The sequence below is a fragment of the Pseudomonas sp. 51_B genome, from assembly GCF_017491595.1.
Taxonomy (GTDB): domain Bacteria; phylum Pseudomonadota; class Gammaproteobacteria; order Pseudomonadales; family Pseudomonadaceae; genus Aquipseudomonas; species Aquipseudomonas promysalinigenes.
Window position 1 is genome coordinate 24,354 of record NZ_JAFGYW010000013.1, and the last position, 26,411, is coordinate 50,764.

General features: G+C 61.7%; 23 protein-coding genes. 14 read left to right on the forward strand and 9 right to left on the reverse strand.

Going from position 1 to position 26,411, the window contains the following annotated elements:
- Positions 1–53 precede the first annotated feature (53 nt).
- The 5 genes from rng to mreB all read right to left on the reverse strand — a co-directional run bounded on the left by rng (position 54) and on the right by mreB (position 4,921).
- Positions 54–1,511: a ribonuclease G gene (rng, locus tag J5M56_RS15245; RefSeq protein ID WP_060478774.1), complete on the reverse strand. Its 1,458-nt coding sequence runs from the start codon at positions 1,509–1,511 to the stop codon at positions 54–56.
- 54 nt (positions 1,512–1,565) lie between these two features.
- Positions 1,566–2,177 (reverse strand): Maf family protein, encoded by a 612-nt coding sequence (locus J5M56_RS15250; RefSeq protein WP_060478775.1) that lies wholly within the window; start codon positions 2,175–2,177, stop codon positions 1,566–1,568.
- Positions 2,178–2,209: 32 nt separating this feature from the next.
- Positions 2,210–2,698: a rod shape-determining protein MreD gene (gene mreD / locus J5M56_RS15255; RefSeq protein WP_060478776.1), complete on the reverse strand. Its 489-nt coding sequence runs from the start codon at positions 2,696–2,698 to the stop codon at positions 2,210–2,212.
- Positions 2,698–3,720, reverse strand: a complete 1,023-nt coding sequence (gene mreC, locus J5M56_RS15260; RefSeq protein WP_081016658.1) for a rod shape-determining protein MreC — start codon at positions 3,718–3,720, stop codon at positions 2,698–2,700. Before mreC ends, mreD begins: the two co-directional genes overlap by 1 nt.
- Positions 3,721–3,883: 163 nt before the next feature.
- Positions 3,884–4,921, reverse strand: coding sequence for a rod shape-determining protein MreB (gene mreB / locus J5M56_RS15265; RefSeq protein ID WP_003255163.1), 1,038 nt, complete (start codon positions 4,919–4,921; stop codon positions 3,884–3,886).
- Between the two features lie 205 nt (positions 4,922–5,126).
- On the opposite strand from mreB, the gene gatC reads away from it, so the two are divergent.
- The 5 genes from gatC to J5M56_RS15290 all read left to right on the forward strand — a co-directional run bounded on the left by gatC (position 5,127) and on the right by J5M56_RS15290 (position 9,975).
- Complete coding sequence (gene gatC / locus J5M56_RS15270; protein ID WP_060478777.1) at positions 5,127–5,414, forward strand: Asp-tRNA(Asn)/Glu-tRNA(Gln) amidotransferase subunit GatC; 288 nt, start codon at positions 5,127–5,129, stop codon at positions 5,412–5,414.
- Positions 5,415–5,429: 15 nt separating this feature from the next.
- Positions 5,430–6,881: an Asp-tRNA(Asn)/Glu-tRNA(Gln) amidotransferase subunit GatA gene (gene gatA / locus J5M56_RS15275; RefSeq protein ID WP_060478778.1), complete on the forward strand. Its 1,452-nt coding sequence runs from the start codon at positions 5,430–5,432 to the stop codon at positions 6,879–6,881.
- Positions 6,882–6,892: 11 nt separating this feature from the next.
- Positions 6,893–8,338, forward strand: a complete 1,446-nt coding sequence (gene gatB / locus J5M56_RS15280) for an Asp-tRNA(Asn)/Glu-tRNA(Gln) amidotransferase subunit GatB (RefSeq protein ID WP_060478779.1) — start codon at positions 6,893–6,895, stop codon at positions 8,336–8,338.
- A 146-nt stretch (positions 8,339–8,484) separates the two neighbouring features.
- Positions 8,485–8,859 carry a septal ring lytic transglycosylase RlpA family protein gene (locus tag J5M56_RS15285; RefSeq protein ID WP_060478780.1) on the forward strand — a complete coding sequence of 125 codons (375 nt, stop codon included), beginning with the start codon at positions 8,485–8,487 and terminating at the stop codon, positions 8,857–8,859.
- Positions 8,860–8,931: 72 nt separating this feature from the next.
- On the forward strand, positions 8,932–9,975 hold the full coding sequence (locus J5M56_RS15290) for a calcium/sodium antiporter (RefSeq protein WP_186477795.1): 1,044 nt from the start codon (positions 8,932–8,934) through the stop codon (positions 9,973–9,975).
- An 81-nt stretch (positions 9,976–10,056) separates the two neighbouring features.
- Here the strand turns inward: J5M56_RS15290 and J5M56_RS15295 are convergent, their stop codons facing one another.
- The 4 genes from J5M56_RS15295 to J5M56_RS15310 form a co-directional block, all read right to left on the reverse strand.
- The gene (locus tag J5M56_RS15295; protein WP_186477685.1) at positions 10,057–11,418 is read right to left on the reverse strand and encodes an amino acid permease; all 1,362 of its coding nucleotides are present in this window, start codon (positions 11,416–11,418) and stop codon (positions 10,057–10,059) included.
- Between the two features lie 56 nt (positions 11,419–11,474).
- On the reverse strand, positions 11,475–12,416 hold the full coding sequence (locus tag J5M56_RS15300; protein ID WP_060480368.1) for an AEC family transporter: 942 nt from the start codon (positions 12,414–12,416) through the stop codon (positions 11,475–11,477).
- Between the two features lie 205 nt (positions 12,417–12,621).
- Positions 12,622–13,182: a response regulator transcription factor gene (locus J5M56_RS15305; RefSeq protein WP_186477684.1), complete on the reverse strand. Its 561-nt coding sequence runs from the start codon at positions 13,180–13,182 to the stop codon at positions 12,622–12,624.
- The gene (locus tag J5M56_RS15310; protein WP_060480370.1) at positions 13,182–14,438 is read right to left on the reverse strand and encodes an ATP-binding protein; all 1,257 of its coding nucleotides are present in this window, start codon (positions 14,436–14,438) and stop codon (positions 13,182–13,184) included. The genes J5M56_RS15305 and J5M56_RS15310 overlap by 1 nt, the downstream gene beginning before the upstream one ends.
- Before the next feature lie 201 nt (positions 14,439–14,639).
- Here J5M56_RS15310 and J5M56_RS15315 point away from each other — a divergent pair, with 201 nt between their 5' ends.
- The 9 genes from J5M56_RS15315 (at position 14,640) to J5M56_RS15355 (ending at position 26,321) form a co-directional block, all read left to right on the forward strand.
- Positions 14,640–15,356 (forward strand): SIMPL domain-containing protein, encoded by a 717-nt coding sequence (locus J5M56_RS15315; protein WP_186477683.1) that lies wholly within the window; start codon positions 14,640–14,642, stop codon positions 15,354–15,356.
- Between the two features lie 376 nt (positions 15,357–15,732).
- The gene (locus J5M56_RS15320) at positions 15,733–17,358 is read left to right on the forward strand and encodes an ABC transporter substrate-binding protein (RefSeq protein ID WP_186477682.1); all 1,626 of its coding nucleotides are present in this window, start codon (positions 15,733–15,735) and stop codon (positions 17,356–17,358) included.
- Positions 17,359–17,508: 150 nt separating this feature from the next.
- Complete coding sequence (locus J5M56_RS15325) at positions 17,509–19,101, forward strand: ABC transporter substrate-binding protein (RefSeq protein ID WP_186477681.1); 1,593 nt, start codon at positions 17,509–17,511, stop codon at positions 19,099–19,101.
- A gap of 202 nt (positions 19,102–19,303) precedes the next feature.
- Entirely contained in the window at positions 19,304–20,683 is a 1,380-nt protein-coding gene (locus J5M56_RS15330; RefSeq protein ID WP_207937249.1) for an OprD family porin, read from the forward strand.
- A gap of 73 nt (positions 20,684–20,756) precedes the next feature.
- Entirely contained in the window at positions 20,757–22,352 is a 1,596-nt protein-coding gene (locus J5M56_RS15335) for an ABC transporter substrate-binding protein (protein ID WP_207937250.1), read from the forward strand.
- 74 nt (positions 22,353–22,426) lie between these two features.
- Complete coding sequence (locus J5M56_RS15340; RefSeq protein ID WP_060480376.1) at positions 22,427–23,437, forward strand: ABC transporter permease subunit; 1,011 nt, start codon at positions 22,427–22,429, stop codon at positions 23,435–23,437.
- A gap of 10 nt (positions 23,438–23,447) precedes the next feature.
- Complete coding sequence (locus J5M56_RS15345) at positions 23,448–24,374, forward strand: ABC transporter permease subunit (RefSeq protein WP_207937251.1); 927 nt, start codon at positions 23,448–23,450, stop codon at positions 24,372–24,374.
- A 10-nt stretch (positions 24,375–24,384) separates the two neighbouring features.
- The gene (locus tag J5M56_RS15350; protein WP_060480378.1) at positions 24,385–25,353 is read left to right on the forward strand and encodes an ABC transporter ATP-binding protein; all 969 of its coding nucleotides are present in this window, start codon (positions 24,385–24,387) and stop codon (positions 25,351–25,353) included.
- Entirely contained in the window at positions 25,353–26,321 is a 969-nt protein-coding gene (locus J5M56_RS15355) for a peptide ABC transporter ATP-binding protein (protein ID WP_186477677.1), read from the forward strand. Before J5M56_RS15350 ends, J5M56_RS15355 begins: the two co-directional genes overlap by 1 nt.
- Positions 26,322–26,411: the final 90 nt, after the last annotated feature.

Sequence of the window (26,411 nt, forward strand, 5' to 3'; positions counted from 1 at the left end):
CCGACGTGCCGACTTTGCCAGCCAGCGCCCTAGGCGGCAGGTAATGAAACGCCTCAGAGCAGCACCACGTCGTATTGTTCCTGCGAATACATCGACTCGACCTGGAAGCGAATGGTTCGACCGATGAAGGTCTCAAGTTCGGCAACGTTGCCGGACTCCTCGTCCAGTAGGCGATCTACCACCTTCTGGTTGGCCAGCACCCGATAGCCTTCAGCCTGATAGGCACGGGCTTCGCGAAGTATTTCGCGGAAGATCTCGTAGCAGATGGTTTCAGGGGTTTTCAGTTTCCCACGGCCGTGACAGGCGATGCAGGGCTCGCACAATACCTGCTCGAGGCTTTCGCGGGTGCGCTTGCGCGTCATCTGCACCAGGCCCAGTTCGGTGATGCCGATGATGTTGGTTTTGGCATGATCGCGTTCGAGCTGTTTTTCCAGGGTGCGCAACACCTGGCGCTGATGTTCTTCGTCTTCCATGTCGATGAAGTCGATGATGATGATCCCGCCGATGTTGCGCAGCCGCAGTTGCCGGGCAATGGCCGTGGCAGCTTCGAGGTTGGTCTTGAAGATGGTTTCTTCGAGGTTGCGATGGCCGACGAATGCCCCGGTGTTGACGTCGATGGTGGTCATCGCTTCGGCGGGGTCGACCACCAGGTAGCCACCAGACTTGAGCGGCACCTTGCGCTCCAGGGCGCGCTGAATTTCGTCTTCGACCCCATACAGGTCGAAGATCGGCCGCTCCCCGGGATAGTGCTCCAGACGATCGGCAATTTCCGGCATCAGCTCGATGACGAACTGCGTGGTTTTCTGGAAGGTTTCCCGCGAGTCGATACGGATTTTTTCGATCTTCGGGTTGACTAGATCGCGTAGCGTGCGCAGAGCAAGGCCCAGGTCTTCGTAAATGACAGTCGGCGCACCGCAGGTTTTGATCTGGCTGCCGATCTGTTCCCAGAGACGGCGCAGGTAGCGGATGTCCTGGAGGATTTCTTCAGAGCGGGCCCCTTCGGCAGCGGTGCGCAGAATGAAGCCCCCGGCATCCTTGATGTTCTCGCTGACCATGCAATCGCTGACCACTTGCTTGAGGCGCTCGCGCTCTGCTTCGTCTTCGATCTTCAGGGAAATACCGACGTGGCTGCTGCGCGGCATGTACACCAGGTAACGAGAGGGGATCGACAGCTGCGTGGTCAGGCGTGCGCCCTTGGTGCCGATTGGGTCTTTGGTCACCTGCACCACCAGCGCCTGGCCCTCGTGGACCAGTGCCGTGATGTTCTCCACCGCCGAGCCTTCGCGCTGAGAAATCTCCGAGGCATGGATGAACGCTGCGCGTTCAAGCCCAATGTCGACGAAGGCTGCCTGCATACCCGGCAGCACCCGCACCACCTTGCCTTTGTAGATATTGCCAACGATGCCGCGGCGCTGGGTGCGCTCGACGTGCACTTCCTGCAGCACCCCGTTTTCCACCACCGCCACACGCGATTCCATCGGGGTGATGTTGATCAGGATCTCTTCACTCATGGCAGGCTCTCGTCAAAGGTCTTCGGTAATGATGGATCGCGCGTGACAGCCTGGCTACCGTTGGTTTGTTACCTCAGGCAAAAGCGCCGCTTCCTGCCAGCAGGCGATGCCGAACTCGGCGAGGATCTCGGCCGTTTCGCACAACGGCAGGCCAACCACTGCCGAATAACTGCCTTGGAGGCCGGTTACGAATACCGCACCCAGGCCTTGGATGGCATAGCCGCCGGCCTTGTCCGCCGGCTCGCCCGTGGCCCAGTAACGCTCGGCCTGCGCAGCATCGATGGCGCGAAAATGTACGGTGCTGCTGACGCGCACACTTTCGCAGCGCTGCCCATCGCACACTGCCACTGCCGTAAGTACCTGATGGGCTTTGCCGCCCAGCTCGCGCAGCATGGCCAACGCGTGTTCGCGGTTCTCGGGCTTGCCCATGATGCGGCCGTCGAGCACCACCGCCGTATCGGCACCAAGCACCACGCCAGGGCCTTGCAGGGCCGCCAGGCCGGCCTGAGCCTTGGCCACGGCCAGGCGCTCGACGTAAGCGTCGGCGCCTTCACCGGGCAGTGGGGTTTCATCGATCGGAGCGCTGACGACGGCGAACGGCACGCCGATCTGCGCGAGCAATTCACGTCTGCGTGGCGAGCCAGAGGCGAGGTAGAGTGGTTTCATGAGACATCTCCCTGTCAGTGGTGGCAGCGCCGTCAGTGAATGTGCAGGCGTCTGCGCAGGTCGCGCAGGGCGAAGCTGATCCACGGCCAGAGCAAGGCACTGATCACCGCTGACCAGACCAGCGCCAGGGTTGGCAGGCGGTTGCCGGTCAGCGCGCTGAGCCAAAGCTGGACCAACTGAGCAATACCGAAGATCACCAGCACCACCAGGCTCTGCTGCCAAAGCGGGAACATGCGCAAGCGCTGCTGCAAGGAAAGCACCAGGAAGGTGATGAGGGTGAGGATCAGCGCGTTCTGGCCGAGCAAGGTTCCGTACAGGACATCCTCGGCCAGCCCCAGCACGAAGGCAGTGGTCATGCCCACTCTATTGGGCACGTTCAAGGTCCAGAAGGACACAAGCATCGCCAGCCACATGGGGCGGAACACTTCGAGAAACTGAGGCATCGGCGACACGCTGAGCAACAGCCCGATGGCGAATGTAAGCCAAATGACCCAAGCGTGATTTCGGCGCGACTTGGCCATTATTGCCTCCGAGGTTGCGCAGGTGCCGCTGGAGCCGCAGCGGGACTGGTCGGCGCGGCTGCAGGAGTGGCAGGTGCCTGCCCTGTAGCGGCAGGTGCAGCCGTGGACGCAGGCTCGGCAGCAGTGGCCGGCTGCGCTGCGCCTTTGCGATCGGCTTCCTCTTGGGCAATGGCGGCGTCAGTGGCGCGCTGCTCCGGCGTGCGACGGTCGCTGAACACCAGCAGCATGTAGCGGCTGCGGTTAAGGGCGGCAGTCGGAATGGCGCGTACGATTGCAAACGGCTGGCCGGAGTCGTGAATCACCTCATTGACCGTGGCCACCGGGTAACCGGCCGGGAAACGTTGGCCCATGCCGGAGCTGACCAGCAGGTCGCCTTCCTTGATGTCAGCGGTATCGGCAACATGGCGCAGTTCCAGACGCTCCGGGTTGCCCGTGCCGCTAGCGATGGCGCGCAGCCCATTGCGGTTGACCTGCACCGGAATGCTGTGGGTCGTATCGGTCAACAGCAACACCCGTGACGTGTAAGGCATCAGCTCGACGACCTGGCCCATCAGGCCGCGGGCATCGAGCACCGGCTGGCCAAGGAACACGCCATCGCGCTCACCCTTGTTGATCAGGATGCGGTGGGTGAACGGGTTGGGATCGACGCCGATCAACTCGGCCACCTCGACTTTCTCGTTAACCAGCGCCGAAGAGTTGAGCAGCTCACGCAGGCGCACGTTCTGCTCGGTCAGGGCCGCCAGTTTTTGCAGGCGCCCCTGCAACAACAGGGCTTCGGTCTTGAGTTTTTCGTTTTCGGCGATCAGCTCCGTACGGCTGCCGAACTGGCCGGCCACGCCTTGCCACATGCGCTGCGGCAGGTCAGTGATCCAGTACGATTCCATCAGCACCAGGCCCATCTGGCTGCGCACAGGCTTGAGCACGTCGAAACGCGCGTCGACAACCATCAACGCGACCGACAGCACCACCAGCACTAGCAGGCGAACGCCCAGCGAAGGGCCCTTGGAGAAAAGCGGTTTAATGGGCCGTTCCTCGTGGACGACTCAGGAGGTCATTGGACATCGGGACAACGCACCAGCCTGGTTGCGGGTTGACGGAAACGACGCCCGGACGGACGCCAGCCCAGCGCATACAGGTAGCACTGTGCGTGCTACCTGTAAACCGGGCGCTCGATGGCTACGCGGATCACTCGCTGGAGAGCAAGTCCATCGCGTGCTTGTCCATCATTTCCAGGGCGCGGCCACCGCCACGGGCCACGCAGGTCAGCGGGTCTTCGGCAACGATCACCGGCAGGCCAGTTTCCTGGGCCAGCAGCTTGTCCAGGTCCCGCAGCAGGGCACCGCCACCGGTCAGTACCAGGCCGCGCTCGGCGATGTCGGAGGCCAGCTCCGGCGGCGATTGCTCCAGAGCGCTCTTGACCGCCTGGACGATGGTCGCCAGGGATTCCTGCAGCGCTTCGAGGACTTCGTTGGAATTCAGGGTGAAGGCACGCGGTACGCCCTCGGCCAGGTTACGGCCACGTACGTCGACTTCGCGCACTTCGCCGCCTGGGTAGGCAGTGCCGATTTCCTGTTTGATGCGCTCGGCAGTGGACTCGCCGATCAGGCTGCCGTAGTTGCGGCGCACGTAGGTAACGATGGCTTCGTCGAAGCGGTCGCCGCCAACGCGTACGGATTCGGCATACACCACACCGTTGAGCGAGATGAGGGCGATTTCGGTGGTACCGCCGCCGATGTCGACAACCATCGAGCCGCGAGCTTCTTCGACTGGCAGGCCGGCGCCGATGGCAGCGGCCATGGGTTCTTCGATCAGGAACACTTCACGGGCACCGGCACCCAGGGCCGACTCGCGAATGGCGCGGCGCTCTACCTGGGTCGACTTGCACGGTACGCAGATCAGCACGCGAGGGCTGGGCTGCAGGAAGCTGTTTTCGTGCACTTTGTTGATGAAGTACTGCAGCATTTTTTCACAGACGCTGAAGTCGGCAATGACGCCGTCTTTCATCGGACGAATGGCAGCAATGTTACCTGGGGTACGACCGAGCATGCGCTTGGCCTCGGTACCGACGGCGACGACGCTTTTCTGGTTGCCGTGGGTACGGATGGCAACAACCGAGGGCTCATTCAGGACGATACCGCGCTCACGCACGTAAATTAGGGTGTTGGCAGTCCCCAGGTCGATGGAAAGATCGCTGGAAAACATGCCACGCAGTTTCTTGAACATGGGAAAGTGACCCTGGGGAAAGCGTGGGTAAAAAAGTGCGGCAAACTCTAACAATGGCAGGGATTTTGGGCAAGGAGCCAATATGTTAAATTGGCTGTTTTTCCGAGCACGCCAGCAGATGATCGCGGCCGTTGGACCGCCAAAATGCTGACATGTTCCTCACTGCCGAGCTGATTCGGTTCTTTGTTTCCCCTGGAGATCAACCATGGCGCTTGAACGCAGCGACGTGGAGAAGATCGCCCATCTGGCCCGCCTGGGCCTGAATGACGGCGAACTGCCACGCATTACTGACGCCCTGAACAGCATTCTCGGCCTGGTCGACCAGATGCAAGCGGTCGACACCGACGGTATCGAACCTCTGGCCCATCCCCTGGAGGCCAGCCAGCGTCTGCGTCCCGACCAGGTCACCGAAAGCAATCAGCGCGATGCCTATCAGGCCATTGCACCCTCGACCGAAAGCGGTCTGTACCTGGTTCCCAAAGTCATCGAGTAAGGGATAGAGCCTGCCATGCATGAATTGACCCTGGCCGAGATCGCCCGCGGACTCGCCGACAAGTCGTTTTCTTCCGAAGAGCTGACCGGCGCCCTGCTGGCGCGCGTCAAGCAGATCGACCCACAGATCAACAGCTTCATCAGCGTCACCGAAGAACTGGCCTTGGGCCAGGCACGTGCCGCAGACGCCCGCCGCGCCGGTGGCGAAACCGGCGCCCTGCTCGGCGCCCCAATCGCCCACAAGGACCTGTTCTGCACCCTGGGCGTGCGCACCAGCTGCGGCTCGAAGATGCTCGACAACTTCAAAGCGCCGTACGATGCCACAGTGGTAGCCAAGCTGGCCGATGCCGGCATGGTCACCCTGGGCAAGACCAACATGGACGAGTTCGCCATGGGTTCGGCCAACGAATCCAGCCACTACGGCGCGGTGAAGAACCCATGGAGCCTCGAGCACGTGCCTGGCGGCTCGTCCGGTGGTTCGGCCGCGGCCGTAGCTGCACGCCTGCTGCCGGCCACCACCGGTACCGACACTGGCGGTTCGATCCGCCAGCCGGCGGCGCTGACCAACCTTACCGGCCTCAAACCGACGTACGGTCGCGTATCGCGCTGGGGCATGATCGCCTACGCCTCCAGCCTCGACCAGGGTGGCCCGCTGGCGCGCACTGCCGAAGACTGCGCCCTGCTGCTGCAAGGCATGGCCGGCTTCGATGCCAAGGACTCCACCAGCATCGATGAGCCCGTACCTGACTACAGCGCCAGCCTCAACGGCTCGCTGCAGGGGCTGCGCATCGGCCTGCCGAAGGAATACTTCGCAGCCGGCCTCGACCCACGCATCGCCGACCTGGTCCAGGCCAGCGTCAAGGAGCTGGAAAAGCTCGGCGCAGTGGTCAAGCAAATCAGCCTGCCCAACATGCAGCATGCCATTGCGGCGTACTACGTGATCGCCCCCGCCGAAGCTTCCTCCAACCTGTCGCGTTTCGATGGCGTGCGCTTCGGCTACCGCTGTGAAGCCCCCAAGGACCTGACCGACCTGTACAAGCGCTCTCGTGGCGAAGGCTTCGGCGCCGAGGTGCAGCGCCGCATCATGGTCGGCACCTACGCCCTTTCGGCCGGCTACTACGACGCCTACTACGTCAAGGCACAGCAGATCCGTCGCCTGATCAAGAACGACTTCATGGCGGCGTTCAACGATGTCGACCTGATCCTAGGCCCGACCACGCCGAACCCGGCTTGGAAGCTTGGCGCCAAGAGCAGCGACCCTGTCGCTGCCTACCTGGAAGACGTCTACACCATCACTGCCAACCTGGCAGGCCTGCCAGGCCTGTCGATGCCTGCCGGCTTCGTCGATGGCCTGCCGGTCGGCGTACAGCTGCTGGCCCCATACTTCCAGGAAGGCCGCCTACTCAACGTCGCGCACCGTTACCAGCAAGTCACCGACTGGCACACCCGCGCCCCTAACGGCTTCTGAGGAATTCACACATGCAATGGGAAGTTGTGATCGGGCTGGAGATTCATACCCAGCTGGCCACCCAGTCGAAGATCTTCTCCGGCAGCGCCACCACCTTCGGCTCCGAGCCGAACACCCAGGCCAGCCTGGTTGATCTAGGCATGCCTGGCGTGCTGCCAGTGCTGAACCAGGAGGCCGTACGCATGGCCTGCATGTTCGGCCTGGCCATCGATGCCGAAATCGGCAAGCGCAACGTGTTCGCGCGTAAGAACTACTTCTACCCTGACCTGCCCAAGGGTTACCAGATCAGCCAGATGGATCTGCCGATCGTCGGCAAGGGCCACCTGGACATCGCCCTGGAAGACGGCACCATCAAGCGTATCGGCGTAACCCGCGCGCACCTGGAGGAAGACGCCGGCAAGAGCCTGCACGAGGACTTCAGCGGTTCCACCGGCATCGACCTCAACCGTGCCGGCACGCCGCTGCTGGAAATCGTCTCCGAGCCAGACATGCGTAGCGCCAAGGAGGCCGTGGCTTACGTCAAGGCAATCCACGCGCTGGTACGCTACCTGGGCATCTGTGACGGCAACATGGCCGAAGGCTCGCTGCGCTGCGACTGTAACGTATCGATCCGTCCCAAAGGCCAGACCGAGTTCGGCACCCGCTGCGAGATCAAGAACGTCAACTCGTTCCGCTTCATCGAACGCGCGATCAACAGCGAGATCCAGCGCCAGATCGACCTGATCGAGGACGGCGGCAAGGTGGTGCAGGAAACCCGCCTGTACGACCCGAACAAGGACGAGACCCGCTCCATGCGCAGCAAGGAAGAGGCCAACGACTACCGTTACTTCCCCGATCCCGATTTGCTGCCGGTGGTAATCGAGGACAGTTTCCTCGAAACGGTGCGCGCAGGCCTTCCTGAGCTGCCAACGCAGAAGGTCGAACGTTTCCAGAGCCAATACGGCCTGTCGGCCTATGACGCCAACGTGCTGGCTTCGAGCCGCGAGCAGGCGGACTACTTCGAAGAAGTGGTGCGTATTGGCGGGGATGCCAAGCTTGCCGCCAACTGGGTCATGGTCGAACTGGGTAGCCTGCTGAACAAACTAGGGGTCGAGATCGACCAAGCCCCGGTGAGTGCCGCGCACTTGGGCGGCATGTTGCTGCGCATTCGTGACAACACCATCAGCGGCAAGATCGCCAAGACCGTGTTCGAGGCCATGGCCGCCGGCGAAGGCGATGCCGATAGCATCATCGAAAGCAAAGGTCTCAAGCAGGTTACCGACACCGGTGCAATCGACAAGATGCTCGACGAAGTGCTCGCCGCCAATGCCGAACAAGTCGAACAGTACCGCGCCGCTGACGAGGCCAAACGCGGCAAGATGTTCGGTTTCTTCGTCGGCCAGGCGATGAAGGCTTCCAAGGGCAAGGCCAACCCTGGGCAGGTGAACCAACTACTCAAGGCCAAGCTCGAAGGGTGACGATTTCAATCCTATAGCCGTGCGAGGGCCTAGCCCTCGTTCGCGGCTAAAGCCGCTCCTACAGAGCTGCCGCTACCCGAGCGAGCACCTACCTCTCTACAGGACCGGCTTTAGCCGCCAATGGCCGCACTGGGAGAGCACCACACTTGCTTAAACGATCCCTCGCCAGCTTGGCGCTTTTTTCCTTCCTGGCTGGCTGCGCCAGTCAGGCCATCGACCCCCGCGGTTACAACGAAACCGGCACCGCGTCCTATTACGGCTCCCGCCACCACGGCAAACGCACCGCCAGCGGCGAACCGTTCAACCAGCACGGGCTGACCGCTGCCCACCGCAGCCTGGCATTCGGCAGCCGGGTACTGGTCACCAACCTGGCCAATGACCGCAGCGTGGTGGTCCGCATCAACGACCGCGGCCCGCATACCCGCAGCCGCTTGATCGACCTGTCACGTGCTGCAGCAGAAAAAATCGGCATGCTCCGTAGCGGAACGGCGCGCGTGCGGGTACAAGGTTTGAGCGACTGACCTGACAACCGCTTTGACGGGAGCATGACCATTTTCGACCTCGCAACCCTACCCACCTTCAGCCTGCTGCAAATGGGCCTTGCCCTGCTATTGCTGGTCGGCGGAGCCGAGCTCATGGTGCGCGCCGCACTTCGCCTGGCGCAACGCCTGCACGTGCGGCCATTGATCATCGGCCTGAGCCTGGTCGCTTTCGGCAGCACTGCTCCGCAGCTGACGGTAAGCCTGCAGGCTGCTTTCCAGGGTGCCCCTGATGTGGCCGTGGGCAGCGTGATCGGCAGCAATATCTTCAATGTACTGGTCATCCTCGGGCTGGCCGCGCTGGTCATCCCGTTGCGGGTGTCACGCCAGTTGGTGCGCCTGGATATCCCGCTGATGATCGCAGCCAGCGCGCTGGTATATGCCCTTTGCGCCAATGCTCACTTGGGCCGGGCCGAGGGTTTATTGTTGCTGCTTGGCCTGGCGGGCTACCTGGCGATGCTTTGGCACCAGTCACGCCACTATGCCCGCACCTACCCTGCGCCGAATGCCGGGGCTGCCAGCGCCGGACGTTTCTGGTCCGGGACGTTGCTCCAGGTGCTGTTGGGCTTTGGCCTGCTGAGCCTGGCCGGGCACCTGCTGTTGGAGTCCGCCATTGAAGTGGCTACCGATCTGGGCTTGTCCGAACGCATCATCGGCCTGACCGTGGTCGCGGTGTGTACATCCCTGCCTGAACTTGCCGCAGCGCTGATCGCCGCCGTTCGAGGTGAGCGGGAAATTGCGGTAGGCACGGTGATCGGCAGCAACCTGTTCAACCTGCTTGGGGTACTTGGCCTGACCGCGCTGACCACCCCCGAGCCACTGACCATTTCGCCCAATGCACTGGCCTTCGACCTTCCGGTGATGTTTGGCGTCGCCGCACTGAGCTTGCCGGTGTTTTACTCCGGTTATCGAATCACCCGCGCCGAAGGGCTGGTGTTCCTTTGCCTGTACCTGGCCTATGGCCTACATGTGGCGGCTTTCACCATGGGCATGCCACTGGCCGGGCGGCTGGAGCGGTTGATGCTGTTCTATGTGCTGCCGGTGCTTGCCGTGGTGCTGTTGTTCACCACCCTGCGTGCCTGGCGGCGGCAGCATTGATGAGCGCATGACTTGGGGTTGGTGGCGCTCTTCAGATCGAGCGCCACGCGGGCGGCGCTGGATCTCACAGGCGGTGCAAATTCAACGCCGAACCTGCCGAGTCTTCTTCAGCTTGAAGGCCACCCACAGCACCGCAATCCATCCCGGAATCAGCATCACCGAAATTCGAATCGGCGGGGTCAGGTACATCACCACCAGAATCAGAACGATGAACGCCAGACACAGGTAATTGGTCAGCGGATGCCCCCAACTTTGGTAGAACGGGGTAGTACCCGTTGCCAGCTTGGCCTTGCGGAACTTCAGGTGAGTGATACTGATACTGGCCCAGTTGATCACCAGTGCCGACACCGCCAATGCCATCAACAGCCCGAAGGCCTCGCCTGGCATCAGGTAGTTGATCAACACGCAAAGGCCGGTGGCCACTGCCGAAACACCAAGCGCGGTGAGCGGCACGCCACCGCGGCTGACCTTGAGCAATTGCCGCGGCGCATCACCCTGGCTCGCCAAGCCGAACAGCATGCGGCTGTTGGCATAGACGCAGCTGTTGTATACCGACAGTGCAGCGGTCAGCACCACGATGTTGAGAATGGTCGCCACCACATCGCTATCCAGTTCGTGGAAGATCATCACGAATGGGCTGCCACCTTGCACCACCTTCTGCCAAGGGTACAGCGTCAACAACACTGCCAGCGCACCAATGTAGAAGATCAGGATGCGATAGACCACCTGATTGGTCGCCTTGGGAATGCTGTGGCGCGGGTTGTCCGCCTCGGCAGCGGTGATGCCGACCAATTCCAGGCCCCCGAACGAGAACATGATCACGGCCAAAGCCATCACCAGGCCTGCCACGCCATTGGGGAAGAACCCGCCGTACTGCCACAGGTTGGATACGCTGGCATCCGGGCCACCATTGCCACTTGCCAGCAGCCAGGCACCGAAACCAATCATGCTGACGATCGCCACCACCTTGATCAGTGCGAACCAGAACTCCATCTCGCCATATACCCTGACCTGGGTAAGGTTGATCAGGTTGATGACCACAAAGAAGATCGCCGCCGTGGCCCAGGTCGGGAAGCCTGGCCACCAGTACTGCACGTAGATCCCGACCGCCGAGAGTTCGGCCATGCCGACGAGCACGTATACCACCCAGTAGTTCCAGCCGGAGACGAACCCGGCGAACTCGCTCCAGTAGTGGTGGGCGAAGTGGCTGAAGCTCCCCGCCACCGGCTCCTCCACCACCATCTCACCCAACTGACGCATGATGAAGAAGGCCATCAGGCCGGCGATGGCGTAGCCCAGCAATACGGAAGGGCCAGCCAGCTGGATTGTCTGGGCGATGCCAAGAAACAACCCTGTACCTACAGCACCGCCCAGCGCGATCAGCTGGATATGGCGATTCTTCAGCCCGCGCTTCAACGGCTCGGGCGTGCTCTGGTCTTGCATGAAAAGTCCTTTGGCTCAGTGAGGCAGTGTTTTTGCTGTTGTTTGCAGTGAAGGATCTAGATCCATCCGCCCCACTGCAAGATGAAAATACCAATGTTGGTGGTGACCGCAGCCATCAGCGTAGTGATCACGATGATAGACGCCGCCAGTTCATGATTGCCGTTAGCCGCGCGCGCCATCACATAACTGGCTGCCGCCGTGGGGCTGGCGATGTACAGGAAAAGGATGCCCAGTTCGGCACCGCGGAACCCGCACAACCAGGCGCCCAGGGTGCCGATCAACGGCAGCCAGACCATCTTCACCAGGCTGGCATCGATAGCCAGCTTGCCGCTGTCGCGCAGCGCTGCCAGCGAAAGGGTGCCACCGATGCAGATCAGCGCCAGTGGCAGGGTCATCTGCGCCAGATAGTCGCCCGAGGTAAGCAGCCAGTTGGGCAGCGGCACCTGGCCGTAAGCCATGGGTGTCGCCACCAGGACGCTGATGATCAACGGGTTGCTGAAAATGCTCTTGAGAATGCTCCAGGGATCGGACTTGAGCTGCGAGCTGTACACCGCCAGCACCACCGCTGACAGCGAGTTGTACATGAGGATGACCACCCCTGCGAGCACCGCCCCCAGGGAAATGCCGTAATCGCCGTAGAGGCTGGCCGCCAGGGCCAGGCCGATCACCCCGTTGTTGCCGCGAAACGCACCTTGGGTGTAGATGCCGCGCTCGGCCAATGGGCTGCGCCAGACAGCCATACCCCAGGCCATGGCGAAACCGACCAGGGTAGCGACGACGAAGTAGAGGATGACTTTGGGTTGCACCGCTGTAGCGAGGTCGGCGTGATAGATGCCGAGGAACAGCAGCGCTGGCATGCAAACGTTGAACACCAACTGCGAGGCGATCCGGTTGAAGTTGTCGTCGATCAGATGGATGCGTTTGAGCAGCACGCCCAGAAACAGCATGGCGAAGACCGGTGCCGTGATGTTAAGCGTCTGGATGAGAAGGGCAAGCATGCGCGAGCGGTCCTGGTGGAGTTGCCTTTAGGCGACTGATGATACGCCAACGCGCCAGGAAATGCGGGGATCTAGCAGGACTATAAACACATTTCTCGATTCACCTGTGCAGGACTAATCACGGGTGAACGTGCGCCTACAGGCTGTGTACGGTTCCTGTAGGCGGGGGTTCACCCGCAAAAAGGCTAGCCCATGCCGCAGACATTCAGCGACGCACAGGGCGCTTCTGCAATTTGCGCTGCAAGGTACGCCGGTGCATGCCCAGCGCTCGGGCAGTGGCGGAGATATTGCCTTCGTGCTCGTTCAGCACGCGCTGTATGTGTTCCCACTGCAGGCGGTCCACGGACATGGGGTTTTCCGGCACCAGGGTATCGAGGTCGGCATGCTCGGAAAGCAACGCCGCCAATACATCGTCGGCGTCGGCTGGCTTGCACAGGTAGTTGCAGGCGCCGCGCTTGACCGCCTCGACAGCGGTGGCAATGCTCGAATAACCGGTCAGAATCACCACGCGCATCTCTGGGTCCAGCTCGAGCAGCTTGGGCAGAAGCACCAGGCCGGAGTCGCCTTCCATCTTCAGGTCCAACGTAGCGTAGTCCGGCAGGTCCTGCTGGGCCAGGGCCAAGCCCTCCTCCGCAGAACCGGCAGTGCTCACACGAAAGCCGCGGCGGCTCATGGCGCGAGCCATCACTCGAGTAAAGGTGGCGTCATCGTCCACCAGCAACAGGTGCGGCAGCTCTTCGGCTTCAACCTGGTTTTCGTCGCTCATCATTCATCTCCTCGCTTGCCATGGGGCAGGCGCAGTTCGGTCAGGGTGCCACCCTGTTCATGACTATAGAGTTTTACCGAGCCGCCCGCACGGGTCACGCTGGCCTTGCTCAGGAACAGGCCTAGACCAAAGCCTTTGCCCTTGGTGGTAATGAAGGGTTTGCCGATGGCCTCGGCAATGGCCGGCGGTACACCGGGGCCATGGTCACGGATGCTGATCAGGATGTCCTGGGCGTCCCAGTCAAGGGTCACCTGCAGGTCGTCAGGGCAGGCATCGGCGGCATTGTTCAGCAAGTTCAGCAGTGCCTGTGTCAGGTCTGGTGGCGGCGTCAGGCACGGTACCTGACCATCGCGCAGGCGCTGGAAGCGGTAACTGGCCTCAGGCCGCATCAGGTGCCAGCGGTTCAACGCCTCATCAAGCCAGGCTGTGACCTCCTGCTCGACCACCGCCAGGCGGCGGTTGGCCTCAGCGGCGCGCACTAACTGCTGGAGGGTCTCCTTGCACAGCTTCACCTGGTCCTGAAGGATTTGCAGATCTTCCTGCAGCAGCGGGTCGGTATGGTCCTGGCGCATTTCGTTGAGCAGCACGCTCATGGTCGCCAAGGGGGTGCCCAGCTCGTGCGCTGCGCCGGCAGCCTGGGTGGCAACGGCCAGCAGTTGCTCATCACGCAGGCTCTCTTCGCGGCGCTCGGAGCGCAACTGCTCCTGACGACGCAGCTCCTCGGCCATGCGCGCGGCGAAGAAGGTAATCACGGCGGCGGCCAGCGCAATACTCAGCCACATGCCATAGACCTGCATCTTGTCCCGCGCCATCGGCAGGCCTTCGAGCGGGTAGAACTGCACCAGCAGCAGGCTGTAGGCGGTCAGGGCGATGCCCGACAGAATCAGCGAGTACAACCACGGCAAGGTCACCGCCGCTATCGCCAACGGCACCAGGTAATAAGACACGAATGGATTGGTGGAGCCGCCTGAATAATACAGCAAGGCGCTGTGGATCAGCAGGTCGCAGGCCAATTGCAGCGCGTATTCGGTTTCGGTGACCGGCAGCGACAACCGCAGGCGCAAGGCTGTGAAGGCGCACAGCAGTGACGACAGGGCCAATGTGGCGGCCAGCGATAACCACGGCAGCGGCAGCAGGTCGGTCCAGTAGGCGACCCCTACGGACCCTGCCTGAGCGGCCAGGACCAACACCCGAATGACGGTCAGGCGCCAGAGGTTCTGGCGGGTGGCAGAGAGCGGTTGTGCGGCGGCGAGCATGCGCTGTCCCGATGAATGCTTCAGAAAAATCGGCTGAAGTATACCCAAGCCAGCCCCCGCGCTGTAGCAATGCGGCAAAGCGCCACACTTTGTCACACATGCTGGGCGGCACCTTTGAACCCACTACACTGCTCTGGGTCTTATGGGCCATGCGTGGAATGGATGGCCAGACCCCACGCTCACATTGCCAAGGAGTAACCCATGTACATGCCAAGTCGCGGCGCCGCTTTTGTCCTTACCTGTGGCCTGCTGGCCAGCTTGCCGGCCCTGGCGGCCGACGAGCCACGCTACAACCAGGTATCGCTGCGCGCCGAAGTCAGCAAGGAAGTGGCTCGCGACCTGATGGTCGTGACCCTCTACAGCGAAGCGCAGAACACCGACCCAGGCAAGCTTGCCAAGCAGATCACCGAAACCATGAACAAGGCTGTGCAGCAGGCCCGCCAGGTCAAGGACGTGAAAATCAGCCAAGGCAGCCGCAACAGCTACCCGGTCTATGACAGCAAGGGCCAGAAAATCACCGGCTGGCGTGAGCGCGCCGAATTGCGCCTGGAAGGTGCTGACTTCCCTGCCCTCTCCCAGCTCACCGCAGACCTGCTGCAGGAGCTGAAGATGGGCGGTATGGACTTTTCCATCGCCCCGGCCACGCGCAAGGCCAGCGAGGATGAGCTGCTCAAGGAAGCAGTGGACGCCTTCAAAGCCCGTGCGCAACTGGCGACTCAGGCGCTGGGCGGCACAGGCTACAAAGTGGTCAGCCTGAACCTCAACAGCTCTGGCTACCCCCGCCCTTACCTGCGCAGCGCACCGATGGCGATGAAGGCCATGGCAGCCGATGAGGCCGCGCCAGCACCAGACATCGAAGCCGGTACCAGTGAAGTCAGCATGAATGCCGATGGCCTGATCGAAGTACAGATGCCCTAAATAGCTGCACAGGCCCTAGTGGGAGCGGTTTAACCTGCGTTGCAAGCAACAGGCCAGCTCGGTCAGGGCTTGGCCTGTATTGGCGGGTCGCATTGCTCCCACAAAGGGTCCCACTAAAGAATTTTCCTACGCACCCTATAAGTGCATCCTACGAAATTCCCGCCTCGTAACATCCCGCAAAAAGCCATCATTTTGCCCACGCAAACGTTCAACTTCGCTAAAAGTTATACGAATGCGACATCCATGTACGATCGTACTACTTTTCTGACGCCAACTATCCTTCAGACGGTTGCATTGGGTACATCCCCTGCATAAGTATCCGCAGGTCGGCTCACGAGGCCACCTCAACATCAAAAATGACAACAATGAGGCCACCATGCTCAAACACGCAGTCATTCCGTTCCTGCTAGGTGCAGGCTTGCTCGCTGGCGCTCCGCTGGCCCACGCCGCCTCCAATCTGGTGTTCTGTTCCGAAGGCAGCCCAGCCGGCTTCGACCCAGGGCAATACACCACCGGGACCGACTTCGACGCCTCGGCCGAGACCATGTTCAACCGCCTGACGCAGTTCGAGCGCGGTGGCACTGCAGTGATTCCGGGCCTGGCAACCCAATGGGAGGTCACAGATGACGGCAGGAGCTACACCTTCCACCTGCGCGAAGGGGTCAAGTTCCACACCACCGACTATTTCAAGCCGACCCGTGAATTCAACGCCGACGACGTACTGTTCACCTTCGACCGCATGCTCGACAAGGATCACCCTTTCCGCAAGGCTTACCCCACCGAGTTCCCGTACTTCACCGACATGGGCATGGACAAGAACATCGCCAAGGTGGAGAAGCTCGACGATCACACGGTGAAGTTCACCCTGAACGAGGTAGACGCCGCCTTCATCCAGAACCTGGCCATGAGCTTCGCCTCCATTCAATCTGCCGAATACGCCGATCAGTTGCTCAAGCAGGGCAAAGCCGCCGATATCAATCAGAAGCCTATCGGCACCGGCCCGTTCGTGTTCAGCAAGTACCAGAAAGACGCGCAGATCCGCTTCAAGGGCAACAAGGACTACTGGAAGCCTGAAGATGTGAAGATCGACAACTTGATCTTCGCCATCACCACCGATGCCTCGGTGCGCATGCAGAAACTCAAGAAGAACGAGTGCCAGGTCACGCTGTTCCCAAGGCCAGCCGATATCGAGCCGCTGAAGGCCGACAAGAACCTGCAGATGCCGAACCAGGCCGGCTTCAACCTTGGTTATATCGCCTACAACGTGATGGACAAGATCAAGGGCAGCAACGAGCCCAACCCAATGGCCCAGTTGAAAGTCCGCCAGGCGCTGGACATGGCCGTGGACAAGAAGAAGATCATCGAATCGGTGTACCAGGGCGCCGGGCAACTGGCAGTCAACGCCATGCCGCCCACCCAGTGGTCCTATGACAACAGTATCAAGGACGCGCCGTACGACCCGGAAAAGGCCAAGCAACTGCTCAAGGAAGCCGGGATCAAAGACGGTACCGAAATCACCTTGTGGGCCATGCCTGTGCAGCGCCCCTACAACCCCAATGCCAAGCTGATGGCCGAGATGCTTCAGGCCGATTGGGCCAAGATCGGCATCAAGGCCAAAATCGTCAGCTATGAATGGGGTGAGTACATCAAGCGCTCCAAGGCAGGTGAGCAAGGCGCCATGCTGATTGGCTGGAGCGGTGACAACGGGGACCCGGACAACTGGTTGGGCACCCTTTATGGCTGCGACGCCGTTGATGGCAACAACTTCTCCAAGTGGTGCTACAAGCCCTACGACGACCTGATCAAACAGGCCAAGGCCACCTCCGACCAGGCCCAGCGCACCGAGCTCTATCAAAAGGCTCAGCACATTCTCAAAGAGCAAGTGCCTATCACCCCCATTGCCCACTCCACCGTCTATCAGCCGATGAGTGCCAAGGTGAAGGACTTCAAGATCAGCCCCTTCGCGCTGAACGCGTTCTACGGCGTCAGCGTGGACAAATAGGCTAGCCCAGGTACCCGCTGCCAGGCGGTGGGTACCGCCTCACCACCCCCAAGCATCTCGAGCCCTCCGACGCCACTGGCGACGGAGTCGGCAAACTGTTGCCGCCATTCGTACCCGTGGGCGGCGTAAGCAGCTGGAAAAGGAACCGCCATGCGCCCTGTCATCTATCGCTCGACCCTGCTCGCTCTCGGCCTGCTGAGCCAGGCCACTGCCGTGCAGGCCAAGAACCTGGTGTTCTGCTCCGAAGGCAGCCCGGCTGGCTTCGACACCGCGCAGTACACCAGCGCCACCGATAACGACGCTGCGGAGCCTATCTACAACCGCCTGGTGGAATTCGAACGCGGCGGCACGGCGGTGCAACCGGCTCTGGCGACGAAATGGGAAGTTTCCGACGATGGCCTGCGCTACACCTTCCACCTGCGCCAAGGGGTGAAGTTCCACGCCAACAAGGCATTCACCCCAACCCGTGACTTCAACGCCGACGACGTGTTGTTCACCTTCAACCGCATGCTCGACAGGGAACAACCGTTCCGTAAGGCTTACCCGACCGAATTCCCATACTTCGTCAGCATGGGCTTGGACAAGAACATTGCAAAGGTCGAGAAGACCGGCCCGATGACCGTGGTGTTCACCCTGAACAAGGTGGACGCAGCCTTCGTCCAGAACCTGGCGATGAGCTTCGCCTCGATATTGTCCGCCGAGTATGCAGGGCAACTGTTGGCCAGCGGGCGGCCCAGCGACATCAACCAGCAGCCGATCGGCACCGGGCCGTTCGTGTTCCAGCGCTACCAGAAGGACTCGCAGATTCGCTTCAAAGGAAACCAGGATTACTGGGCACCGGATGAGGTGAAAATCGACAACCTGGTGTTCTCGATCAACACCGACCCGTCGGTGCGCATTCAGAAGCTGCGCCGCAACGAATGCCAGGTCACCTTGCACCCACGCCCGGCCGACCTGCCTGCGCTCAAGGCCGACGCCAAGCTGCAGGTCATGCAACAGCCAGGCTTCAACCTCGGCTACATCGCCTACAACACCCAGCACCCGCCGTTCGACCGCCTGGAGGTGCGTCAGGCCATGGACATGGCGGTGAACAAGCAGGCCATTTTACAGGCGGTGTATCAGGCCTCTGGCCAACTGGCAGTCAATGCCATGCCGCCGACGCAGTGGTCTTACGACAGCAGCCTCAAGGACGCACCCTTCGACCCGGAAAAAGCCAAGCAACTGCTACAGCAAGCCGGGGTCGAGCCAGGCACCGAGATCACCTTGTGGGCCATGCCCGTGCAGCGGCCTTACAACCCCAACGCCAAGCTAATGGCCGAAATGCTCCAGGCGGACTGGAACAAGCTCGGCTTCAAGGTGCGCATCGTCAGCTACGAATGGGGCGAGTACTTGAAGCGTATGAAAAGCGGTGAGCACGACGTCGCACTGATCGGCTGGACCGGTGACAACGGCGACCCGGACAACTGGCTGGGCACCCTGTACAGCTGCGACGCCATCGGCAGCAACAACTACTCGCTGTGGTGCGACCCGCAGTACGACAGCCTGGTCAAGCGGGCCAAGCAGGTCACCGACCGCCAACAGCGTACTGCCCTCTACCAGCAGGCCCAGCAGCGCCTGAAGCAGCAGGTGCCGATCACCCCCGTGGCGCACTCCACGGTCAACCAGCCGCTGAGCATCAAGGTGGCAGATTTCAAGGTCAGCCCGTTCGGGCGTAATGACTTTTCCGGCGTGAGTGTCGATTAGCCCCTAGCCCCTGGCGCCGCTTCGCAGGTCACCCGACTGCAACGGGTAAGACTGTAGGCGCGGCTTGATCCGCGAAAAGGCCAGCGCAGCCAACCCAAGGCCCCCGATTTGGCCCGGCGACCCCGGGCAACCCTGGCAACACCGCAACAAGCCGGCCCACAAGGCCAGGCATAACTAGAAGAACAGAAAGGGAGTTTAAATCTTGAGACTATTCACCTTGACCGCTTTGGCGTTATCCATCGGCAGCTTTTCTGCCGTAGCCCAGGCCGACCCGCAGAGCCAGCAATACCTACCGCTGAGCCTCAAAACCACCAGCGAACAAGACCAGGCCACAGGCTTTGTCGAAGGCCAAAGCCTGTCCGGCAGCACCCGCAACTGGTACGCCCATGAACGCGCGACCCGCGCGCCACTGTGGAAGTACTACAAAGGTGACGGCACCCGCCACGACACCCACAGCCGCAACAACTGGGTGCAGGGCAGCATCCTCAATTACAGCTCGGGCTTCACCCAAGGCACCATCGGCTTTGCCGTAGAGGCTGCCGGCTACAACGCCATCGCCCTGGAGCAAGGCCGGGCCGCGATCGCCGGGCCGAACAACCGCACCCTGACCCACAGCGACGGCGACCCCGTTGGCCAGTGGAGCAAGATGGGCCTGGCCAACGTCAAGGCGCGCCTGTCCAATACCACCCTGACGGTGGGCCGCCAGTCGGTGGACACACCGATGATTGCCTACATCGGCAACCGTGCCCTGCCCTCGAGCTTTCAAGGGGCATTTGTGCACAGCGCCGAGTTCGACAACCTGTCGATCGACCTGGGCACCTTCGACCGTGTATCGCCACGTACCGAACAGAGCCTGAGCAAATTCCGTAGTGAATACAGCGCTACGGGCGTGGAAACCGACCGCGCCAGCACCGCCGGGGTCAACTACCAGCCCTTCAAGAGCCTGACCACCAGCCTCTACACCACCCACGTCGATGATTTCTGGAACCAGTACTACTTCGGTGCCAGCCACGTGCTGGGCGACAGCGCAGTGTTGGCGCTGACCACCGGCCTGAACTACTACAAGACCGTGGATACCGGCAGCAAGAAGATGGGCGATATCGATAACGATATCTACAGCCTGTCGCTGGGCCTGACCCATCAGGCGCACACCCTCACTGCGTCTTGGCAGCAAGTCAACGGCAACGAGTACTTCGACTACCTGCATGAAACCAACGGCATCTTCCTGGCCAACTCGCTGCTGTCGGACTTCAACGGCCCCAACGAGAAATCCCTGCAGCTGTCCTACGTGCTGAACATGGCGCCCTACGGCGTTCCAGGCCTGAAATTCAACCTGTACAACGCCCGTGGCTGGGGCATCGACGGCACTCATTACCGAGGCACCGCCTACGACGTCAACGGCCTGGACGGTGAAACCCACTACGAGTGGGGTATCGGCACCAGTTACGCAGTGCAGAGTGGGCCGCTGAAGGACACCAGCATCCGAGCCACCTATACCGCCCACCGCGCCAGCAAGGCCCAGGGCGATGGCAGCCTGGACGAGTTCCGGCTGGTGACCACCATTCCATTCAACATTCTCTGACCGATGGCGCCACGGCCCGCTTCGAGCCGGGCCGTGGCGGCTACGCTGGAATCAATGCAAGCAGGGAGTATCCATGACATCGCTACCGCTTCGCGCTGCCCTGGCAGCGGTCATCCTCGGCGTCGCCGGCAACCTTGCGGCCAAGCCGTTGGTGGTGTGCACCGAGGCCAGCCCGGAAGGCTTCGACGTGGTCCAGTACACCACGGCGGTCACTTCAGACGCTTCGGCTGAAACGCTGTTCAACCGCCTGGTCGACTTCAAGCCTGGGACCACTGACCTGCAGCCGGCCTTGGCCGAACGCTGGGACATATCCGCCGACGGCCTGACCTACACCTTTCACCTGCGCCAAGGGGTGAAGTTCCATACCACTGACTACTTCAAGCCAAGCCGTGACTTCAACGCCGACGATGTGCTGTGGAGCCTGAACCGCCAGCTCGACCCCAAGCACCCGTGGCACGGCAAAACCAGCGTGGGTTATCCCTACTTCGAGAGCATGTCCTTCAAGCAATTGCTCAAGTCGGTGGAAAAGACCGACGACCATACCGTGGTCATTACCCTGACTCGTCCCGAAGCCCCGTTCCTGCGTGATATGGCCATGGCCTTCACCTCGATCTATTCCGCCGAATATGGTGACCAACTGCTCAAAGCCGGCAAGACCGGCGACCTCAACAGCAAGCCGATCGGCACTGGCCCGTTCATCTTCCAGCGCTACAACAAGGACGCCCAGGTGCGCTTCAAGCCCAACCCGGACTACTTCCGTGGCAAGCCGCCAAGCGACGCGCTGATCTTCGCCATCGCCACCGACAGCAATGTGCGCCTGCAGAAGCTGCGCGCCAATGAATGCCAGGTAGCGCTTTACCCCAAGCCGGACGATGTAGCGTCGATCAAGGCCGACCCGTCGCTGAAAGTGGCCGAGATGGAAGCCTTGGTCACCGGCTACATCGCCATGAACACCCAGCACAAGTACCTGAGCGACGTTCGCGTGCGCAAAGCCATCAACATGGCCTTCGACCGCCAGACCCATGTCGATCAACTGTTCGGCAAAGGCAACGCGCTGGTCGGGGTGAACCCGTACCCGCCGACCATGATCGGCTACAACACCGAGAACAAGAACCCGCCGCGCGACCTTGCGAAGGCCCGCGAACTGCTCAAGCAAGCCGGCGTACCCGAAGGTACGGTGATCACCCTGTTCACCCGCAACGGCGGCGGCCCGACCAACCCCAACCCGCGCCTGTCCGCCGAAATGCTCCAGTCCGACCTCAAGCAGATTGGCCTGAAGCTGGACATCCGCGTGATGGAGTGGGCCGAAATGCTGCGCCGGGCCAAGAACGGCGAAGCGGACCTGGTGTCCACCGGCTGGGCCGGCGACAACGGTGACCCGGACAACTTCCTTTCGCCGCTGCTCAGTTGCGAAGCCGCCAAAAACGGTGAGAACTATGCACGCTGGTGCAATGCCAAATTCCAGGAACTGATCACCCGCGCCCGCGAAGTGATCGACAACGACGAGCGCGCCCGGCTCTATGCCGAGGCTTTGAAGGTGTACGATGACGATCAACCCTGGATCAGCATGGCCCATCCGAAGATGTTCACCGCCATGCGTGACAACGTGGAGGGGTATGTGATCAACCCTCTGACCAACAACAACTTCGCCACCACCAAGGTGAAGTAGAACAACAACGATCGCCGGGAACCCAAACGGGCACCGGCGGCATTGCGTGACCCGCTGATGAGGTATCCCCGACAATGTTGAGTTTTATTGCCCGGCGCCTGGGCTTGCTGATACCGACCTTCTTCGGTATCACCTTGCTGACCTTCGCGCTCATACGCCTGATCCCCGGCGACCCCGTGGAAGTGATGATGGGCGAGCGCAGGGTCGACCCTGAAATGCACGCCCAGGCCATGGAGCGCCTGGGGCTGAACAAGCCCCTCCCGGCCCAGTACCTGGACTACGTCGGCAAGCTGGCCCAGGGCGATTTGGGTGAATCGCTACGTACGCGTGAAAGCGTGTGGCGCGAGTTTCTCACCCTGTTCCCTGCCACATTGGAGCTGGCCTTGGCCGCCCTGCTGTTTGCCGGCATCGTCGGCCTGCTGGCCGGGGTGATCGCCGCGCTCAAGCGCGGGTCGCTGTTCGATCACGGGGTAATGGGCATCTCGCTGGCAGGCTATTCCATGCCGATCTTCTGGTGGGGCCTGATCCTGATCATGTTCTTCTCCGTCAGCCTGGGCTGGACGCCAGTGTCCGGGCGCATCGACCTGCTCTATGACATCGAACCGAAAACCGGCTTCATGCTCATCGATACCCTGCTCAGCGACGAGGAGGGTGCATTCAAGGATGCCGTGATGCACCTGATTCTGCCGGCCATTGTGCTAGGCACCATTCCTTTGGCGGTGATTGCCCGCATGACCCGTTCGTCGATGCTCGAAGTGCTGCGCGAAGACTATATACGCACCGCTCGCGCCAAGGGCCTGTCGCCCGCCCGCGTGGTGTTCGTGCATGGCCTGCGCAACGCACTGATCCCAGTGCTGACGGTGTTCGGCCTGCAGGTGGGTACGCTGTTGGCCGGCGCGGTACTGACCGAAACCATCTTTTCCTGGCCGGGCATTGGCAAGTGGCTGATCGAAGCCATCGGCGCCCGTGACTACCCCGTGGTCCAGAACGGCATCCTGTTGATCGCCTGCCTGGTGATCCTGGTCAACTTCGTCGTGGATATTCTCTACGGCCTGGCCAACCCACGCATCCGTCATCAGCGCTGAGACCTTTGCCATGACTAGTCCGATTGCTAAATCCGTCGCACCGGCCAGCCCGGTGGACCAAAGCCTGCTGTACCCCTCGCCGTACAAAGAATTCTGGCACGCCTTCGCCCGCAACAAGGGCGCCGTGATGGGCCTAGCCTTCATGTGCCTGGTGGTGTTCTGCGCGTTGTTTGCGCCCTGGGTTGCACCCCATGACCCGAGCGAGCAGTACCGGGACTTTCTGCTGACCCCGCCAGTGTGGCTCGACGGCGGCACCTGGCAGTTCATCCTCGGCACCGATGAGCTGGGCCGCGACCTGCTGTCGCGGCTGATCCAGGGTGCACGGCTGTCGCTGCTGATCGGCCTCTCTTCGGTGGTGATGTCGCTGATCCCTGGCATATTGCTGGGCCTGCTGGCCGGCTTCTTCCCGCAGCTACTCGGCCCGTCGATCATGCGCCTGATGGATGTGATGCTGGCCTTGCCCTCGCTACTGCTGGCAGTGGCCATCGTCGCGATTCTCGGCCCAGGGCTGATCAACACCGTCATCGCCATCGCCGTGGTGTCCTTGCCGTCTTATGTGCGCCTGACCCGCGCAGCGGTGATGGGCGAGTTGAACCGCGACTATGTCACCGCTGCACGTCTGGCCGGTGCCAGCCTGCCACGGCTGATGTTCGTCACCGTGCTGCCAAACTGTATGGCGCCGCTGATCGTGCAGGCCACCTTGAGCTTCTCGTCGGCGATTCTCGATGCCGCCGCCCTGGGCTTTCTGGGCCTTGGCGTGCAACCGCCGACACCGGAATGGGGCACCATGCTGGCCTCGGCCCGTGACTACATCGAGCGCGCCTGGTGGGTGGTGAGCCTGCCTGGCTTGACCATTCTGCTCAGTGTGCTGGCAATCAACCTGATGGGCGACGGCCTGCGCGATGCGCTGGACCCGAAACTCAAGAACGCCGCCTGAGGAGAACGCCATGTCACTGTTGCAAATCAACAACCTGAACGTGCGCTTCGGCGAGGCCGACGCGGTGCCAGTGGTCGATGGGCTTGACCTGAAAGTCGAGGCCGGCGAAATCCTGGCCATCGTCGGCGAGTCTGGCTCGGGCAAATCGGTCACCATGATGGCGCTGATGGGCCTGATCGACGCCCCCGGGCGTATCACCGCCGATGCCCTGACCTTCGATGGCACCGACATGCTCAAGCTCAGCGGCCGCCAGCGGCGCAAGGTGGTGGGCAAGGATATCGCCATGGTCTTCCAGGACCCGATGACCGCGCTCAACCCCAGTTACACCGTCGGTTACCAGATCGAGGAAGTGCTGCGCCAACACCTGGGCCTCAAAGGCAAGGCCGCCCGCCAGCGGGCTTTGGAGCTACTGCAGAAGGTCGAAATCCCGGCCGCCGAAAGCCGCCTGGATGCCTACCCCCACCAGCTGTCCGGGGGCATGAGCCAGCGTGTGGCCATCGCCATGGCCATTGCCGGCGAACCCAAGCTGCTGATCGCCGACGAACCCACCACTGCACTGGATGTGACCATCCAGGCACAGATCATGGAGCTGCTGGTGAACCTGCAGCAAGAGCGCAACATGGCGCTGATCCTGATCACCCACGACCTTGCCGTGGTGGCAGAAACGGCAAAACGGGTATGCGTGATGTATGCCGGCCAGGCCGTGGAAGTGGGCCAGGTGCCGGAATTGTTCGAAGTACCCGCCCACCCTTACAGTGAAGCGCTGCTGGCGGCGATCCCCGAGCACAGCATCGGTGCCGAGCGCCTGGCTACCTTGCCGGGCATCGTCCCTGGTCGCTACGACCGCCCCGCTGGCTGCCTGCTGTCGCCGCGCTGCCCGTACGTGCAGGACCATTGCCGGCGCCAGCGCCCTGCCCTCGAGCCGCAGGCCCATAGCTTGGTGCGTTGCTTCTATCCGCTGAACCAGGAGGTGGCGTGATGGCCGTCGTTCTCACTGCCCGGGACCTGACCCGGCACTATGAAGTTTCCCGCGGGCTGTTCAAGGGCCGTGCCCTGGTGCGCGCGCTCAATGGCGTGTCGTTCGAGCTGGAAGCAGGCAAGACCCTGGCCGTGGTCGGAGAGTCGGGCTGTGGCAAGTCCACCCTGGCCCGAGCCCTGACACTCATCGAGGAGCCTTCTTCGGGCTCGCTGCAAATTGATGGCACCGAGGTGAACGGCGCCAGCAAGGCTGAACGCAAACAGCTGCGCCGTGATGTGCAGATGGTATTCCAAAGCCCCTACGCCTCGCTCAACCCACGCCAGAAGATCGGTGACCAACTGGCCGAGCCGCTGCTGATCAACACCTCCCTGAGCAAAGCCGAAAGGCGCGATAAAGTGCAAAAGATGATGGAGCAGGTTGGGCTACGTCCTGAGCACTATCAGCGATACCCGCACATGTTCTCAGGGGGCCAGCGCCAGCGCATCGCGTTGGCCAGGGCAATGATGCTGCAGCCCAAGGTGCTGGTGGCCGACGAGCCGACGTCGGCGCTGGACGTGTCGATCCAGGCCCAGGTGCTGAACCTGTTCATGGACTTGCAGAAGGAGTTCAATACCGCCTACGTGTTCATCTCGCACAACTTGGCGGTGGTGCGACACGTGGCCGATCAGGTGCTGGTGATGTACCTGGGGCGCCCGGCGGAAATGGGGCCCAAGGCGGATATCTACGACAAGCCGCTGCACCCGTATACCCAGGCGCTGCTGTCGGCGACGCCGGCGATCCACCCGGACCCGCTCAAGCCGAAGATACGCATAGCGGGAGAATTGCCCAACCCGCTGAGCCCGCCCGACGGCTGTGCTTTCCACAAACGCTGCCCTTACGCCACCGAACGCTGTGCCACTGAGGTGCCTGCGCTGCGGCAGGTGGGCACGCGATCGGTGGCTTGCCATTATGCGGAGCAGTTTCTTTAGTGCGTAACCATTGAAAAGGGCCGCTAAGCGGCCCTTTTTATTTAGTGCATGAAGATCGCAATAAGGATGATGACCGGAATAGGTACACCA